The organism is Terriglobia bacterium, from assembly GCA_032252755.1.
Classification (GTDB): domain Bacteria; phylum Acidobacteriota; class Terriglobia; order Terriglobales; family Acidobacteriaceae; genus JAVUPY01.
Genome location: JAVUPY010000052.1, coordinates 47,174 through 64,364, shown reverse-complemented (window position 1 = coordinate 64,364; position 17,191 = coordinate 47,174). Strand labels below are relative to the sequence as shown.

The following is a 17,191-nucleotide window of genomic DNA, read 5'->3' as shown; positions in this document are numbered from 1 at the left end:
CAGCCGCAGCCCGCGAGCCGAAGACCCGCAGTGCTTTCGTCTGCTTCGGCGACCGCAAAGCGAATGCTAGAATTCACCTGTGAGTCCCCGAAAACGTGGCAAGTTCATCACCTTTGAAGGTCTCGATGGGTGCGGCAAAAGCACCCAGATGGAGCGTCTCGTAAAAGTGCTCCAGCAGCAGGAAGGCCTCGAGGTGATGACGACGCGCGAGCCCGGGGGGACTGCCATTGGTGACCGCATTCGCTCCGTCGTCCTCGATTCGCGCACCCGCGGACTTGCCCCGCTCGCCGAACTGGCCCTGATGTTCGCCTCACGCGCCCAACAGATTCAGGAAAACATTGTCCCTGCGCTCGACCGCGGCGTCTGGGTCCTCTGCGACCGCTTTACCGATTCCTCGGAAGCCTACCAGGGCGCCGGACGCGGTCTCGGCAGCGAATCCGTGCTCACTCTCCACCGCGTCCTCTGCGGCAATCTTCAACCTGATCTGACGATTCTTATGGATTCCGACGTCTCCGCCAGCGTCAATCGTGCGCGCCGCCGCAACCAGCAGCAGAAGGGAAGTGTCTCGCAGGGCGACGAGAATCGCTTCGAGACCGAGAGTCGCGCATTCTTCACCCGAGTCCACGAGAAGTACCTCGAGATCGCCGCTCGCGAACCCAACCGGGTCGCCATCATCGACGCCCGACCCGCTGCCGACATCACCCACACCCGCATCGTCCAGGCCGTCCGCCAACGCCTCCTCGAACCCGTCCTTGACTAGACCTCGGATTGGCCCCCCCGACGGCGGCGGTTCGAGAGCCGGGGCCTCGCCAGCCCCGATGATCTTTACCATGATGCTCTATACTTTGAATGATTCTGCCTCAGCGGCCTTGAGGCTTCGCTTTGAATGTGGTCGGGTGGAGAAGCCTCTAGGACTGCATTGAGAATCACCCAAAAGCAAACGGGGCTTTAGCCCCTGAGGTCCATTTGCCCTTTTCCGATTTCCACGGCAACGCCGACATCGTCCTTCGCCTCCGCGAAATGCTCGCCCACGACCGCTTCCCGCATGCGGTGATCCTCACCGGCACGCGAGGCTCGGGCAAATACACTCTCGCGCAAATGGTTGCAAAGGCGATGAACTGCCTCGACCGCCCCGAACCGGGCGGATTATTCAGCGCCGCGGTTCCAGCCGACGACCTGCCTGATTTCTGCGGAAGGTGCTCCAATTGCGTTCGCATCGCTCAGGCCGACGATCTCGAATCTCGTTGCGCCGAAGCCGTAGAGGTCCGCGACAGCCTTCGAGAAACTGACAAGAAAGAAACCAGAATCCTCGTCCAGACCTTCCCCGACGTGCTCATCATTCCGCCCGATCCGCCGCAGATGATGATCAAGGTCGACCAGGTCCGGCACCTGATTCATTCCATCTATTTCCGGCCAAGCGAAGGACGCCACAAGGTCTACATCTTCACCGACTCGGCGTTCATGAAAGAGGCGGCTAACGCCTTATTGAAAGTCTTGGAAGAGCCGCCGGAATTTGCGACGATCTTCCTCCTCGCCGAAAATGCCTCCTCGCTGCTCCCTACCATCCGCTCGCGCTGCGTGACCCTGCATCTCGCGCCATTGCCTCTGGCCGAAATCGAAAACGACCTTTCACAACGCCCCGATTGGAACGCGAAGCAGCGCCAACTGGTAGCCCGGCTCAGCGGCGGCGCCATAGGGCGCGCCCGCAGCTTCGACCTGAACGTCTATCTCGCCGCACGCAACGATGCCCTCACTATGCTCAAGACCGCCATCGACGCCAACGACCACTCGGCGCTGTTCAAGGCCACCGAAGCCTATCGCGCCGGAGCCGAGGGTAAACAAAAGATCGATGCTCTGATAGCCGCTCTTTATGGCCTGCTGGAAGACCTGCTTTTCCTTCGCTCGAACACGCCGGATATGCTCCGTAACGTGGACATCGAACCGGAGCTGCGGAAGTTGGCGCAATCCGCCAGTTTCGACTGGATCACCACCGCCACCGACCGCATCTCCGATGTTCAATCCGGAATGCGCCGCAACTTGCTGCGCTCCCTCTCCCTGGACTCCCTAACCCTCTCACTAGAGGGCTGATTCGCGCACCCCTCGCCAGAAGCGTCTTTCCGAGTGCCATTTCCGAATGAAGATTTGTTATCGGTCCTTCGTCATTTTTGCCCAATTTTCCCATTGTCCAATTTCCTCATGTCTTTAGTAACTCTCCCTCATTGTCACCGCACATCTCCTGTGATACGGTTTAACCAAAGTTCACGCCTTCAAACTCCTGGAAAGCCAAAGCTGTGCGCCGGAGAGCGGCGCTGGTTGTGGTGCTTGGGTTTTCTTCCTGGTTGTTGACAGGGCGAGCGTTTCATTTCCAGGTGGAGAGCAGTCACCATGAAGAATGGAATGGATTCAACCGCAGTTGGGCGGGCACCCGAGCCGGAATCCTTCGGAAACCGCAAGCTGATTCGCCCAACCCTTTCCCGTGAGCCTCGCGAAAACGCCCCACGCGCCAACGAAAACGGCGATCGCGAGCGTCGCACAAACGGCACCGGCAAGAAAACTCCGCCACCCGATCAGACACACGCCGAGAATTTCTACTACCAGAAGCAGATGCAGTCGAAGACGTCCATGGTCTTCGTCCTGCAGGACGGCGAAGAGATTCACGGCGTTATCGAGTGGTATGACAAGAACTGCATCAAGGTAACCCGCAATAATTCCGCAAATCTTCTGATTTATAAACCGTCGATCAAGTACATGTACAAGGAAGGCGAAATGTCCGGTCGCAAGTAGTCCACTGTCGGACAGTTCAGCCGTCAACGAACCCGCGCTCAAGCCGCGGGTTTTCTACTTTCGTATCTAAGGCACCCCGAAGCGCGCACGAATCCCATCGGGATCCTGCCGCGAGCCTTTCCAATGGCACGATGGGAGCGATCCTTAAAGGCACGATTCTCAGTTAGCCTTCTTCGAATTACAATTCTCATATGGCAGACACCCTGATGCCCGGGGCACCCTTCGATCACGGGTCCATGGTACTGGTCACACTGAACTCTCCACGCGAGAAGTTCTGGGGAGCGGTGCTGGCAATGACAGTCGCCGGAGTCACAGTTCGCGGCATCTCGCTCGAATCCCTCGACGACTTCGCTCACCAGATCAAGGCCGGTGAAAACGCCGATCCCGCCGTCGTCTTCTTCCCCATGCATCGCGTCGAACGCATCGAACTCGACGCCCGCTATGGCGATGTCCCATCGCTCTCAGAGCGCTTCCTCGGTAAGTCCGGGCACAACGCCATCGAGGTCTTCTACCGCGAGGTGGGTGGATGAAAGACCGCTTCTGGACAGCGCCGAACCAGTTGACGCTGTTGCGGTTGATCTTCGTTCCCTTCGTCGTCATGAACGTCCTCGATCATGACTACGTCTGGGCGCTCGGCCTGTTTATCGCCGCCGGCCTCAGCGACGCCCTTGATGGCCTCCTCGCCCGCGTCCTCGAGCAGCGAACCCGCGTAGGCCAGTTCCTTGATCCCATTGCCGACAAACTCCTGCTCAGCTCTTTGTTTATGGTGTTGTCATTTACCCGCCAGATTCCATGGCGTTACACCGTGCTGGTCTTCAGCCGCGATCTCTGCATCCTCGCCATCGCCGCCGTGCTCTATATGACGACCAACATCCACGACTTCCGCCCAAGCATCTTCGGCAAACTGAACACCGTCGCCCAGGTTGGTGCGATTTTCTTCGTCCTGCTCGCCAATATCAGCGATGCCAACGCCGTGTTTCTGCTCCGCAAGTCTTTTCTGTACGCGACCTTCGCCCTGACCACTTTGTCTGGCGTGCACTACATCTTGCTCACCGGCCAAAAGCTGCACAGCATCAACCAGGGACGACCGACATAAAGCAAGAAGCGGGAGTGACCCGCACGCCTTATTCCTTTCTAACTCTGTTTTATTTCGTCAGCAGGAAGGCGAGCTTGGCGTGCCGCCGCTTAAGCTCTTTTTGGGCAGGATAATTACGACTGACTCTCAGTTCTTCAGGTGTATTTTTATTGCACCACTCCCATCGCCTGGCACGCCCGCATCAACAACATCCGATCCTTTTCCGCGAGTTCGCGAAACTCCAGCCCATAGTGAAACTGATTGCGATGCCGCACCACGGCGTCGCACTCTATCGCACGCTCGCAATGCGGCAAGGTCACTGAAAGTCGAATCAGGTTCCCGCGCGAAAGCTCGTGCGCTACTTCTATTGCCATTCCACCTTCGCTGATGTCGCCGCCTCGTCCATAGCAATAGCTCGCGATTCCGCTGCTCGTCTTGACTTTCACCTTGACGGCAACGTCAATCCGGTAACGCGGATAACGCCGCTTCTCAATCATCGGCGCCTGCTCAGCTTCTGCGGAAGATATCGGAATCGTCCCTTCGGTCATACGCCTTCCCCACTGTACCGATACCCTACGACGAAACCGCAATCCGGCCAAGGAACGAAAGTAACCTTCGGCGTTAGCGGGCGTACTCCCGCTAACGAAGTCCCGAGCGCGGCGTGGGATCCGCGGTTTTCGGCCCCCGCCCTGGCTTCTTTTCCTGGGGCGACCCTTTTCTGTCTGCTATCGTGATTCTGGGCACTCTCCAGCTAATGTCTGAAGCTCAGCGACAATTCCGGCTCAAGGTCATCGTCGCATTCGCCATGGTTTACATCCTTTGGGGATCGACCTACCTGGCCATCGGCGTCGCTGTCGATCACGTCTCCCCGCCGATGATGGGCGCCGCGCGCTTCATCACCGCCGGAGCCTTGATGCTTCTCTGGCGCAAACTATCCGGCAGCTCCATAGCCGTCTCCGCCCGCGAACTCCTCCGCCTCACCATCATCGGCACGTTGCTTCTCGTCACCAGCAACGTCGTTCTTGGATGGGCCGAGCAAATGATTCCCACTGGCCTCGCCGCGCTCCTCATTGCCATTACTCCGCTGTGGTTTTTGCTCCTTGAGCGCCTCAGCCGAAAGGGCGAGCACTTCTCCGGGCGGGCCGTCGTCGGCATAGTCTTCGGGGTCGCCGGTGTCGCGGTGCTTATGTGGCCCAAACTGCGGCTCGGCACCAGCTTTGGGCATCGCGAAGTCTTCGGAATGGCGCTGGTTCTCACAGCCAGCTTCAGTTGGGCCAGCGGCTCCATCCTCTCGAAACGATGGCACGTCGGCGTCGACGCCTATGGCGCCAGCGGCTGGGAGATGCTGATGGCTGGCATCGTCAACCTTCTCGTCGGCGCCTCCCTCGGCGAACTCCCGCGAACCCACTGGGATCGCGACGCTGTTCTCGCCATCAGCTATCTCGTCATCGCCGGCTCCTGGGCAGGATTTACCGCCTACATCTGGTTGCTGAAAAACGTTCCCACCTCGAAGGTTGCCACCTACGCCTACGTGAATCCAATCGTTGCCGTCTTTCTCGGTTGGCTCTTCCGCAACGAAACCATTGACAAGTGGATGCTGGGCGGCAGCGCCATCATCATTGCCAGCGTAATCCTCGTCACTGGAGCCCGCCCCAGGCGGCCGCGTGAACTCGGAGTGGAATTGCCCGCCGTCGAAAGCACCGGTGACTGATTCAAAGGATTTGCACGTACGCTGATAGCTGCTGCGGATTGTATATCGCGGATGCGACTCGACGCTTTTCAATCGTCAATTGGGTATCAACAATTACCAATTACTTCCGTTTCCACCTCACCCCATCCTTCGTGTTCTCCAGCATGATGCCTTGTTCGGCGAGCTGGTTGCGAATCGCGTCGCTCGTTTTGAAATCTTTCGCTTTGCGGGCAGCAGAGTGTTTGGCGACAAGCTCTTCAATCAGCGTCTCGCTCAACCCCGCGGACTTCGCAAGCTCTTCAGTTTCCGCGCTGATCTGCTTGCCCTCCGCTTTCGCCCAATCGACGACAGCCTTAATTTTTTCCCCGTCGCTGTCAGTGAGCACGTCGAAGATCGCGTCAAACCGCTTCAGCGCCGCGAGCAGCAGCGGAACATCATCCTTGCGAAGCTGACCAGAATCAGCCGCAGCATTTGCATCGCGAATCATGTCGAAGACCGCAGCCACCATTTGCGCGGTGTTCAAGTCGTCGTTCATGCCGCTGTCGATATCGGCGATCGCAGTCTCCGCGATCTTCGCCACCTCGTCATTGCGGCCTTCGAGGAATTGTGATGTTTCCAGCCGCAGCTTGAAGTTCCGCAGCCGTTCGATCGAGTTCGCCGCCTGGGTAAGCCCATTGAACGTGAAGTTGAGCTGCTTGCGATAGGGAACCGAACTGAGCAGGAAACGGATTGACGATGGTTTGTGACCCAGAAGAATCAGGTCGCGCAGCGTGTGGAAGTTGCCGAGCGACTTCGACATCTTGTCGCTCTCGATCAGCAGGAAGCGCACGTGAACCCAGAAGTGCGCGAACATCTTCCCGGTCAGTGCCTCGGATTGCGCGATCTCGTTCTCGTGATGCGGAAAGATGAGGTCTTCTCCGCCGGCATGAATGTCGAACGTCTGCCCGAGATACTTCATCGACATCGTCGAGCACTCGATGTGCCAGCCCGGACGTCCGGGACCGATCTTCGTCTCCCAGAACGCTTCGCCCGCCTTTGGAGCCTTCCAGAGCGCAAAATCGCGCGCCTCTTCCTTGTCGAACCGGTCGGAATCGACACGTGCACCATCTTCGATTCGCAACAGGTCCTTCTTCGAGAGCTTGCCATATTCCGGAAACTTGGCGATACGGAAATAGTACGAACCGTCCTCGGTTCGGTACGCGATCCCCTTCTGTTCGAGTTCGTAAATAAACTCGGCCATGTCGTTCATGTGGTCGGTTGCGCGAACGATCTTTTCCGGACGCTCGATGTTGAGGATCGCAGAATCTTCGAGGAAGAGCTTTTCGTATTTCTCCGTGTACTGTCGAACTCCGATGCCGAGCTTCGCCGAATTAGCAATGATACGGTCGTCGACATCGGTGATGTTCATGACGTGCTCGAGCTGGTACCCACTCTGCTTCAGCCAGCGCCGCAGGATATCGATGGCAATGAAGGTGCGGAAATTGCCGATATGCGCGAAGTCGTAAACCGTCGGCCCGCAGTTATACATTCGGACCTGGTTATCTTCGAGCGGCTGGAATTCCTCGATCTTCCGGGAGAGCGTGTTGTGTAGGCGAAGTGGCATGGGCTAAGAAAATGATACTAAATGAGGCAGCGAGGATGCCGAAGTGTCGAATCGAATCGAGCATTGAGGGACGAAAACCAATATTCCAGCCCAACAATTTCGCGCACGTTCTAAGTGCATGAAAAGGAACTGTCTGCCGGGGGTTACGCCAGAAAACGAACAAAGCTATAATCACATGAGAGCACAAAGATGCGTTCGCTGAGCACAATGCGTCGCGCGTGGTCGCGCCCGGTATCCTCCCGGGCCGAAGCGCATCTTGCGCCATCGCAGTCCCGGCCCAACCTCTTCGCCGGCGATTAGCACCAGTCCCCATCCGTTTTCCCGCAGATCATCAAGAACTGCCCCGCACGTGCTCGAAAACCATGAGCGCCGGGTTGGGCCACGACCACGATTGGGAGAATCGCCATGACCACGAAGATTGCAGTTGCAGGACCGAACATCAAGACGGCATTGCCGGGCCCCAACGCAAAGCGCGTCCTCGCCGGGGACGACAAATTCATTTCGCCCTCCTACACCCGTTCGTACCCGATGGTTGCGAAGCGCGGTCACGGCGCCATCGTCGAAGACGTTGACGGGAACGAGTTCCTCGATTTCTCCGCCGGAATCGCCGTTACCTCGACCGGCCATTGCCATCCGGAAGTCGTCGCCGCCATCCAGAAACAGGCGGGTGAACTGATCCACATGTCCGGCACCGACTTCTACTACGAGAACATGATCACCCTCGGCGAGCGCCTGTCGAAGATCGCGCCGATGAAGGGTCCGCACAAGGTCTATTACGGCAACTCGGGTGCCGAGGCCGTCGAAGCGGCACTTAAACTGGCGCGCTACCACACCAAGCGGCAGTGGGTCATCGCCTTTTACGGCGCGTTCCACGGTCGCACAATGGGCGCATTGTCGCTGACCTGCTCCAAGGCGCAGCAGCGACGCCGCTTCGCCCCGCTCGTGCCCGGCGTAGTGCACGTCCCCTATCCGAACCTGTATCGCCGGCCTGAAGGCACCGATGCCGCCGATTACGCGCGTAATTGTGCCCGCTTCATCGAGGAGCACGTTTTCCGCACCGAGGTTCCGCCGGAGGAGTGCGCAGCGATCGTCGTCGAAGCCTTCCAGGGCGAGGGCGGCTATCTCCCCGCTCCGCCAGAATTCATGCAGGAACTGCGCGCCATCTGCGACCGTCACGGCATCATGCTGGTCGTGGACGAAGTGCAGTCCGGCATGGGCCGCACCGGCAAGTGGTGGGCCGTCCAGCATACCGGTGTGGAACCGGACATGATCACCATCGCGAAAGGCATCGCCAGCGGCATGCCGCTGAGTGCATTGCTCACCCGCGCCGAGGTCATGGACTGGGTTCCCGGTTCTCATGCCTCAACCTTCGGCGGTAACCCTGTCTGCATCGCCGCGGCGTTGGCGACAATCGACGTGCTTGAGCGTGAAGGCGTTGAGAATTCGCGCAAAGTGGGTGCCTACATGCTCCGCCGTATGGAGCAGTGGCCGGCCAAACTGCCGCTGGTTGGAGACGTTCGCGGACGCGGCCTGATGATGGCCGTCGAAATCGTCACCGATAAGGTTAAGAAGACTCCGGGCGGCGACGAACGTGATCGCATCGTCGAGTTGGCCTTCGAAAAGGGAGTTCTGTTCCTGGGTGCCGGTCCGAACTCTGTTCGTCTTTCACCGCCGCTCATCGTTAACGAAGAACAGGCAGACATCGCCATGGACATCCTTGAAGAGTGCATCAAGACCGTTGGACAGGAGCAGACCAAGCGTCCAACTCAGGGACAGCCTAAGGGAGCCTAAAAAACTGTTGCCGGTAGCTTTACCTGTTATCGAAAACCCGAGCCGGTTACCTTATCTGGTAGCCGGCTTCGTTATTTCCGCGAACCACCATTCCCCAGCGACCAGCCACGGCTTTTCCTGTACACTTCCGTCCCGGAGGCGAAGGGGATGAAACAAATTCGATCTGCAGCAATCGCTTGGCTCATCGCAATCATCTCAATTCCTGCGTTCGCGCAATACACGGACAAACAGGCGTTTGATGACCTCGGCGGTGGCAAGGAGTTTGCACGCCGACGAGGCGAGCTCGCCAGAGAGATGAAATCTGGAACGGCACTGCTTTTTGCGCGTATCAACGATCCTGAAGGCACTCATTACCGCGAAGACAACGACTTCTATTACTATACCGGCATCGCCGATGAAGGCGCCGTGTTGCTGATCGATGGCGCGAGCGGGCGTTCAGTCCTGTTCGAACCGCAACAGCCGCCACGGATTGCTCAAGTGTACGGGCCCAATGTTCTAGCTCTGCCCAAGGATCAGCAAACCCAATTCGGATTCGCGGCGGTGCTGCCGCTCAACAATCTCAGTTCAGTGCTTGCGAGCATGGCAAGCCGGCCCGATCCGGAATTCTGGGTCCGACTCGGTTTCCCGGACAAAGTCGATGGCGCGCGTCAGGAGGTCGGCGCCAATTACGCCGCGAACTACGACCATCCGTTTGGCGAAGGCATGCCGCGCGATCGCGAGATTGTCGTGAAATTGCGCGAGCGCTTCCCGCAGTCGCAATTGAAAGATCTGACGCCTCTGGTCGACGGCATGCGAAACATCAAGACGCCGCAGGAGATCGAGATCATGCGGCGTAACGCCAAGATCAGCGCGGAAGGCAATCGTCGCGCGATCGCGCGCGCCAAGCCCGGTATGTACGAATACGAGATCGAAGCCGAGGCCTATTACTGGTACTACAAGAACGGTGCGCAGGGCGTCGCTTATCCCGCGATCGTCGGCTCAGGACCCAACGTCAATACGTGGCACTACTTCCAGAATCGTCGCAAGATCGAGCCCAACGATCTCGTCGTCTTCGACTACGCCGCCGATCTCGATCACCTGACGATGGACATCACGAGGACCTTCAACATCAGCGGCAAATTCACGCCCGAGCAGGCGAAGTGGTACGCCGTCGATCTCGAGGCGCAGAAGGCGATCATCAACATGCTCCGCCCTGGCAACACCTACGAGCAGGCAGCCGCGGAAGGGAAGAAAGTATACGAGAAATACGGCATCGGGGACCGTTGGTACAACGGCTTCGGCCACTTCGTGGGCGAGGCAACGCACGACGTCGCCACGCCAGGAACCGGGCCCGGTTTGGGCGGTCCGATCAAAGCCGGGCAAGTCGTTACCGTTGAACCGATCGTCGAATTCCCCGAGAAGCACATTCATATTCGCATCGAGGACACCGTCCTGATCACCGATCACGGCTCGGAGATTCTCTCCAGCGGAATTCCGAAAGAAATGGCCGATATTGAAAGGCTGGTCGGAAGCGAAGCGAAGTAGAGCAGTTTGACAATCCCGCCCCACCGCCGGTCTTTGGACCGGCGTTTCTTTTCCCAAAACGGAATCGTGCCTCCATTTCTTCTGGCGAAAAGCAGTTTGCGATTGTCATGCTTGAATCATGCGAGGTCTGACGAAGATCGCACTGAAAACTCTGTACGCGCTCAGTTTCTGGTTACCCAGCGTTCGCAAAGTACCCGAGCACATCAAGACCGGCCGGCGCGGGGAAGAAGCCGCGTACTTCTATCTCCGTCAACTGGGTTACACCATCGTCGCCCGCAACTGGCGTGGCAGTGGCCGTCGCGGCGAACTCGACATGGTCGGATGGGACGGCGGAACCCTGTGCTTCATCGAAGTGAAGACGCGCGGCGAACGCGGCCTCGTCCCGGCGGAAGCCGCCGTCGACATGGCGAAGCGCGACGAACTCGCCGGCATGGCGTGGCTCTATCGAAAAAAGATCTCATCCGCAACTCCCTATCGCTTTGACATCGTGAACGTCTATCTCGGACCGTCGATGGAGATCGAGCTACTCAAGGACGCATTTACGCCTCGGTAGCTCCTTTTTCCCGCCGTGCCAAAATCTTCCCTTTGGCGTACCATTTTTACGAACCGATCTTATTGGGAGTCATACCGTGCCCGAGCTTAGGAAAGACCCGATCGTCGGCCGCTGGGTGATCATTTCTACTGATCGTGCCAAGCGCCCGACCGATTTTGTTCGCGATCGCGTGACCATGAAAGGCGGCTTCTGTCCGTTCTGTTACGGCAACGAGGATAAGACGCCGCCGGAGATTCTCGCCTACCGGCCATCGCAGAATGGCAACTCCAGCCGTCCCAACACCCCCGGGTGGAGCGTTCGTGTCGTGCCGAACAAGTTTCCCGCTCTTGGCATTGAAGGCAATCTAAGCCGGCAGGCCGAGGGAATGTTCGACAAGATGAACGGCATCGGCGCCCACGAAGTCATCATCGAGTCGCCGGACCATAACATTACCCTCGCCTCTATGCCGGAGAAGCGCATCGAAGACGTGCTCTGGGCCTATCGCGATCGCGTCGTTGACCTTCGGCAGGACAAGCGGTTCAAGTACATCCTGATTTTCAAAAACCACGGCGAGGCCGCTGGAGCATCGCTCGAACACCCGCACGGACAGTTGATTGCCCTCCCGATCCTTCCCAAGCACGTGCGCGAAGAACTCGAAGGCGCGAAGCAGTACTACACCTACAAGGAGCGCTGCGTATTCTGCGACGTCATTCGGCAGGAATTGGAAGATCCAGTCCGCGTCATCGCCGAGAATAACGATTTCGTGACGCTCGCGCCCTATGCCCCGCGATTCCCGTTCGAGACATGGATCCTGCCGAAGCGCCACGAATCGGCCTTCGAAAACTCTTCCTCGCACATCTTCGAGAACCTGGCAAAAAGCCTGAAACTGTTGTTGATGAAAGCCGATGTTGTCCTCGATCGGCCCGCCTACAATCTTGTGATTCACTCATCGCCGGTACAGGAGCCGTTCAACGAACACTATCATTGGCACATCGAATTCATGCCGAAGCTGACCAAGACGGCGGGTTTCGAATGGGGCACCGGGTTCTATATCAATCCCACACCACCGGAAGAGGCCGCGCGCTTTCTGCGCGAGGCGGACATCAGCGAATTCACCCCGCCTCCGCCGGCAAAAGTGGAAGCGCGATAGAAACGGTTTGGTCCACGAAGCCACCGGAGCAACTGGCGGCCTTTCACTTCTATTGAACCTGGTGGACGGTCAACTGGATCGGGATCACACCGTAATCATCGATCGAGATATTGTTCGCGCTGATGCTCTTGATTTTCGCGACGGGATAGGCTTTGCCCGTTCCATTGCCGTTGTGATCCACCGTGAATTGAATCATTCCATACGGGTAGTCGGCCGTTGGAGAAGCATTGGTGAGTTCACAGAAGTGAATTGGCCGGTCTGTCAGCATCGTGATTTCGCGTAGTCCCTGCGCCGTCTGCTGCACGCGGATGACCTTCACCTCCACTCCCACGCGTCCCTCGCGCGACACATCACCGATGCCCGGCATCGATTCAAACTTCTGCAACAGTGCCGTCTGGTTGTTGCCGTCGGAGAGAATATCCCCTAACGAGTTCAGCGTCGAGTCACTTGTATAAGCTTGAATATCGATATTCAGCGGTACAGTGCTGCTCCCGGCAGCGCTCGGTGGCAGAACCGCCATGGCCATGAAATGCTCCGCCGCTCGGTCCAGGGCGAGTGCTGCTAGCGTGAGCCCTGCTACCAGAACGCACAGGCTAATGCTTCGTCGCATCGCAACCTCCTATCCTGATTGTGTAAACACTCTTATGAATGGGAGAGCTTTACGGCCGCCGTTGGTTGCATCCACCGCCCGCCGGAAGTTAATGGCACGAAGATGACTCTCAGGCGAAAGAATGGGCTTGACGGCACTTAGTTAATAGTCTTAAATTAGCCCCCGATCAAGTGAGCTCCAGAAATGCCGCACGCCCAGGGAGGGTTTATCCCGCTCCACCCCAAGAAGATGCGTGAAGCAAACACGCGCGAACTGCTTCGCCTTGTGCGACATCACGCTCCCTGTTCGCGTGCGGATCTTGTACGACTCTCCGGTCTGACGGCCCCTACGGTCTCCGCATTGATAGGCGCCCTCCAGCATTCGGGTGTCGTGAAGTTCATCGGCGACGGTAAGCCCAACGGCGGACGCCCGCCTCGTTTAATCGAGTTCAACGGGGAGCATGCATTCGTTGTCGGAGTCGACATCGGCGGGTCGAATGTACGAATCGCGCTGGGAGACTTGTGCGGAACTGTCCGTGGCCGCTGGTCGTGCGAACTCGGCGTCAGGAGGTCTCCCAAAGTTGTTATTGACCTGATCGCCGCCGGAGTTCGTGAGCTTTGCCAACGGAACGGGATTCCACCGAAGAAGATTCTTAAACTGGCGGCGGGAGCTCCGGGTATGACAGACGTAAAAGCGGGCCGCGTTGTTTCCGCGCCCAACCTGACGGGCTGGCACGACGTGCCCCTCCGTGATCTGTTGCGGGCAAAGACCGGGATCCCGGCCACGATTGACAACGATGTGAATCTCGCCGCACTCGGTGAGCATTGGTGTGGTATCGCACGAAATGTGAGCGATTTTGTTTTTCTCGCTATCGGGACTGGCGTCGGCGCCGGGATCATGATGCGAGGCCAGCTCCATCACGGCACGAACTGGTCGGCGGGTGAGCTTGGATACATGATGCTTCCCGGCCTGCCGCACTATGCCCTTGCGGTTGACCGGTTGGGGGCCCTCGAGAGCGCGATTGGCGGCAGAAGCATCGAGCGCGCATGGAGAGAAAACGCGCCTTTGAAAGATGGCAGCCGGAACGTGCGCGCCACGGAAATTCTCCAGATGGGCGAGAAGGATGACCGCGCAGCTCGGGAACTGCTGGAAAGCAGCGCCGAGCATCTGGCGGTTGCCATTACCAACATGAACCTCGTGTTGGATGTTTCGCTCGTTGTTCTTGGCGGGGGAGTAGCTAACGAAGCCTTGCGCAAGGCCACGGCTTCATACCTATCCCGCAATGAGTTCGCGCGTCCAAAGCTTGTCCTCAGCAGTCTCGGTGCTGATGCTCAATTGATGGGAGCATTGCGGCTCGCGCTCCTGGCGGCTGAGGCCGATGGCTATCAACGCCGCCGAGGGAAGGCGAACGCCGCGGGCATCGGATTTGGGTCGGGGGTAAGCGAAGAATAGTTTCGGAACCGGTTATCTATCAGTCCAATTTGGAAAGGTGGGGTGAACAATGTCAAACAATATTCAGCATGATGAGTCAGTTCGCGTTACCGGTGCGAGACTGTGCGAACAATTTGTTCGCTCAGCCGCCATGCTGGTCGTGTTGATTCTTTTGGCCGCAGTGTGTGTGTGGTCGCAATCGCAGGCGATCAACGGCTCCATTCGTGGCCGGGTCGCCGATGCCTCGGGCGCCGCTGTGCCAGGCGCGACGGTTGTCGTGCGCAATACCGCAACGGGTTTCAGCCGCAGCATTGAAAGCAACAGCGACGGTTATTACGTCCTGCCGAATCTTCCACTGGGACCGTATGAAGTGACAATCACCAAGCAGGGGTTTTCCACTATCAAGGCTGCCAATGTCCGCTTGGAGGCTGGCAGGGAAGCCGTGGTGGACGCGCCTATGAAGCCGGCCACTGTGGAAACCGTGGTCGAGGTGACGAACGCCGTTCCTGTCGTGCAGACGACGCAAGCCGATATAGGGCGAACGATTTCGTCGGTCGAAATCGCCAATCTTCCGTTGACGTCGCGCAACCCGTATAACTTCATCTTGTTCCAGCCCGGCGTCAGCGGACACCCGAACCCGGAACTTGGCATCCCGCGTACTGTCAACACCAACGGGCTACTCGACCGGATTAACTACCAGATGGACGGCATGGTCGACACGCAAACCGACCGCCATGGACTGCGCCTGTTTCCGATTTCGCAGACTTTTGTTCGTGAGGTGCAGACGGTTTCCAACAGCTACGCGCCTGAGTTCGGAGGCACCTCCGGCAACATCTACAACGTCATAACCAACTCGGGAACCAACAACATTCACGGCGAGTTCAACTACCTGCACCGGTGGGTGGATGCGACCGCGCGACCCATTCTTCTGTCTCCGACTGCTCCAAAACCGGAACTGAGATTGAATGACTACGCCGCGGACGTCGGCGGTCCCATCATCAAGGACAAACTGTTCTGGTTCGGGGCCTACGAGCACTTGACCCGAGGACAACCGACTCCGGTTACTATTACGGCGGCCAATGCCGCGGCGCTTGGAATCAGTCCGGACCTCCTGGGCTCCGGCCCCGGCCTGCTGCACGGCCAGTTCGTCGATGGCCGCACCGACTGGGTCGTCAGCAAAAAGAATTCGGTGTTCTTCCGCTACAATTACTTCCGCAACAACTTCCCCTTCAACACAACGTCCGGCGGATTGAGCGCGCTCGATGCTTTCTCCGATTTTAAGGATCGTGCGCACGTAGCTGGATTCCAGTTGGTCTCCACCCTAAGCAATAGCCTGTTGAACGAGTTCCGCTTCTCGTACGCGTTCCGCAAGAACATGCACTTCCCGGGATCTCTGACGGGGCCGGGTCCGGTGATCAATGTCTCGGGCGCGGCGATCTTCAATGGAACCACGGGCGCGGGCGACGTCTTCGATGAAAAAATCCCCAGCTTCAACGAGAACCTGACATGGATTCGCGGCAACCATTCGTTTAAGTTCGGCGGAAACTGGCAAGAGAACATCGACCTGCAACGTGCGACCGCCTACATGATGTACACCTTCAGCGCCTCGGGCGGGAACACCGCGATCCAGAACTATCTCGCTGCCGAGTCCGGTGCCAATCCGTTCGCTTACAGTACCGCGACGGTCAGCAATGGCGGAACGGTTCCGACCTACAAGTCTGTATTCTTCGGAATGTACGCCCAGGACAGCTGGCAGATAACGCCGAAATTGATGCTGATCTACGGCTTGAGGTATGACAAGTACACTCCGCCGCCGGCCGATTCCAACGCGCTGTTCGTCTATTCCCGCAAGTTCAATTCGCCGAGCGCTAATTTCAGTCCGCGCTTCGGATTTGCTTATGGGCTTACCAGCAAAACCGTTCTGCGCGGCTCCGCAGGAGTGTTCTACGATAACCCGGCGACGAACACGTGGTTCAACCCCCTGCTGAATAACGGTACCCTTTCAAGTGCCACGTTCCAGCCAACTTCACCGGGAGCGCCGGCATTTCCCACCATCGTGTCGTCGGTGCCGTCGGCGAGTACACCGCCGAGCATCACCTCGACTGCTCCGAACTTCAAGAATGCCTACACACTGAACTTCAGCCTGCAGGTGCAACAGCAGCTTTCCAAGAGTGACGGCTTGACGTTGGGATATGTGCATACCGCCGGCCGCAATCTGGAATACCTGCGGAATATGAATCTAATCAATCCTATCGGCACGCTGGCTGACGGCCGTCCCGTGTTTGACTCGGCCGTCAATGCGAGCACCCGTTTGTTCCCCGAGTTCAACAGCATTACGCTGCAGACAAGCGGGGCAAATTCGAACTACGACGCGCTCGTTATGAACTACACGCACCGGTTGTCCCAAGGTGTGGAGTTGAGCGCTTCGTACACCTGGTCGCATTCCATCAGCAATGCACCGGATGCCAACAGCTTCGAGCAAAACCTGCCGATCGAAGATGCGACGAACATCAGTCGTGATCGCGGAAATACCCTGTCGAATCGCCCGCAGGCCCTCACGATCAGTACGGTCCTGCAGCCCACAACGAACACCGGCAATTCTGTGCTTCGGCACATCGTGAATGGCAACACATTCGCCATTCTGGCAAACCTCTCTTCTGGCGATCAGCAGAACATCGTCGTGAACAAGGCGCTGAACGGCGATCCCATTTCGGCCTCGGTGACGCGCCCGGCATTTGTCGGCCGCAACTCAGTCCGCGGCCCGAGCATTTACCAGGTCGACCTGCGGTACACGCGCGAACTCGCGAACCTGTGGGAGCGAGTAAAGCCGCAGTTCGTGTTCGAGGCTAACAATGTGTTCAATCACCCCAACGTCACTAGCTTGAATACGGTTGCCGGTGTTGATTCACTCGGCAATATCACTTCAGCTCCAACGTTGGCTCCGACCGGAACTGTACTGGAAGGTCGAATTGTTCAGGTTGGACTTGGAGTACGCTTCTAGTCGAAGGGCCCGCCGTCCCCA

General features: G+C 58.0%; 15 protein-coding genes. 12 read left to right on the top strand and 3 right to left on the bottom strand.

Annotated features, from left to right (window positions below; genetic code table 11):
• Positions 1-79 precede the first annotated feature (79 nt).
• The 5 genes from tmk to ROO76_11640 all read left to right on the top strand — a co-directional run bounded on the left by tmk (position 80) and on the right by ROO76_11640 (position 3,880).
• A complete protein-coding gene (gene tmk, locus ROO76_11660; protein MDT8068808.1) occupies positions 80-760 on the top strand; it encodes a dTMP kinase in 681 nt (226 codons plus the stop codon).
• Between the two features lie 206 nt (positions 761-966).
• Positions 967-2,088 (top strand): DNA polymerase III subunit delta', encoded by a 1,122-nt coding sequence (locus tag ROO76_11655; protein ID MDT8068807.1) that lies wholly within the window; start codon positions 967-969, stop codon positions 2,086-2,088.
• A gap of 297 nt (positions 2,089-2,385) precedes the next feature.
• Positions 2,386-2,784 carry a hypothetical protein gene (locus ROO76_11650; GenBank protein MDT8068806.1) on the top strand — a complete coding sequence of 133 codons (399 nt, stop codon included), beginning with the start codon at positions 2,386-2,388 and terminating at the stop codon, positions 2,782-2,784.
• Between the two features lie 191 nt (positions 2,785-2,975).
• On the top strand, positions 2,976-3,314 hold the full coding sequence (locus ROO76_11645; GenBank protein MDT8068805.1) for a hypothetical protein: 339 nt from the start codon (positions 2,976-2,978) through the stop codon (positions 3,312-3,314).
• Positions 3,311-3,880 carry a CDP-alcohol phosphatidyltransferase family protein gene (locus tag ROO76_11640; protein MDT8068804.1) on the top strand — a complete coding sequence of 190 codons (570 nt, stop codon included), beginning with the start codon at positions 3,311-3,313 and terminating at the stop codon, positions 3,878-3,880. Before ROO76_11645 ends, ROO76_11640 begins: the two co-directional genes overlap by 4 nt.
• Before the next feature lie 146 nt (positions 3,881-4,026).
• On the opposite strand, the gene ROO76_11635 is transcribed toward ROO76_11640, so the two are convergent.
• On the bottom strand, positions 4,027-4,407 hold the full coding sequence (locus ROO76_11635) for a PilZ domain-containing protein (protein MDT8068803.1): 381 nt from the start codon (positions 4,405-4,407) through the stop codon (positions 4,027-4,029).
• A 206-nt stretch (positions 4,408-4,613) separates the two neighbouring features.
• Between ROO76_11635 and ROO76_11630 the strand changes: the two genes are divergently transcribed.
• The gene (locus ROO76_11630; protein ID MDT8068802.1) at positions 4,614-5,570 is read left to right on the top strand and encodes an EamA family transporter; all 957 of its coding nucleotides are present in this window, start codon (positions 4,614-4,616) and stop codon (positions 5,568-5,570) included.
• Positions 5,571-5,670: 100 nt separating this feature from the next.
• Here the strand turns inward: ROO76_11630 and cysS are convergent, their stop codons facing one another.
• Positions 5,671-7,152, bottom strand: a complete 1,482-nt coding sequence (cysS, locus tag ROO76_11625) for a cysteine--tRNA ligase (GenBank protein ID MDT8068801.1) — start codon at positions 7,150-7,152, stop codon at positions 5,671-5,673.
• 405 nt (positions 7,153-7,557) lie between these two features.
• Here cysS and ROO76_11620 point away from each other — a divergent pair, with 405 nt between their 5' ends.
• From ROO76_11620 to galT, 4 genes are all read left to right on the top strand, one after another.
• Positions 7,558-8,943: an acetyl ornithine aminotransferase family protein gene (locus ROO76_11620; protein MDT8068800.1), complete on the top strand. Its 1,386-nt coding sequence runs from the start codon at positions 7,558-7,560 to the stop codon at positions 8,941-8,943.
• A gap of 147 nt (positions 8,944-9,090) precedes the next feature.
• Positions 9,091-10,467, top strand: a complete 1,377-nt coding sequence (locus ROO76_11615) for a Xaa-Pro peptidase family protein (GenBank protein ID MDT8068799.1) — start codon at positions 9,091-9,093, stop codon at positions 10,465-10,467.
• A 118-nt stretch (positions 10,468-10,585) separates the two neighbouring features.
• Entirely contained in the window at positions 10,586-11,020 is a 435-nt protein-coding gene (locus ROO76_11610; protein ID MDT8068798.1) for a YraN family protein, read from the top strand.
• A gap of 76 nt (positions 11,021-11,096) precedes the next feature.
• Entirely contained in the window at positions 11,097-12,149 is a 1,053-nt protein-coding gene (galT, locus tag ROO76_11605) for a galactose-1-phosphate uridylyltransferase (GenBank protein ID MDT8068797.1), read from the top strand.
• A gap of 49 nt (positions 12,150-12,198) precedes the next feature.
• On the opposite strand, the gene ROO76_11600 is transcribed toward galT, so the two are convergent.
• Positions 12,199-12,759: a hypothetical protein gene (locus ROO76_11600; protein MDT8068796.1), complete on the bottom strand. Its 561-nt coding sequence runs from the start codon at positions 12,757-12,759 to the stop codon at positions 12,199-12,201.
• 183 nt (positions 12,760-12,942) lie between these two features.
• Here ROO76_11600 and ROO76_11595 point away from each other — a divergent pair, with 183 nt between their 5' ends.
• On the top strand, positions 12,943-14,190 hold the full coding sequence (locus ROO76_11595) for an ROK family transcriptional regulator (GenBank protein ID MDT8068795.1): 1,248 nt from the start codon (positions 12,943-12,945) through the stop codon (positions 14,188-14,190).
• 49 nt (positions 14,191-14,239) lie between these two features.
• Positions 14,240-17,170, top strand: a complete 2,931-nt coding sequence (locus tag ROO76_11590; protein ID MDT8068794.1) for a TonB-dependent receptor — start codon at positions 14,240-14,242, stop codon at positions 17,168-17,170.
• The last annotated feature ends 21 nt before the right edge of the window (positions 17,171-17,191 follow it).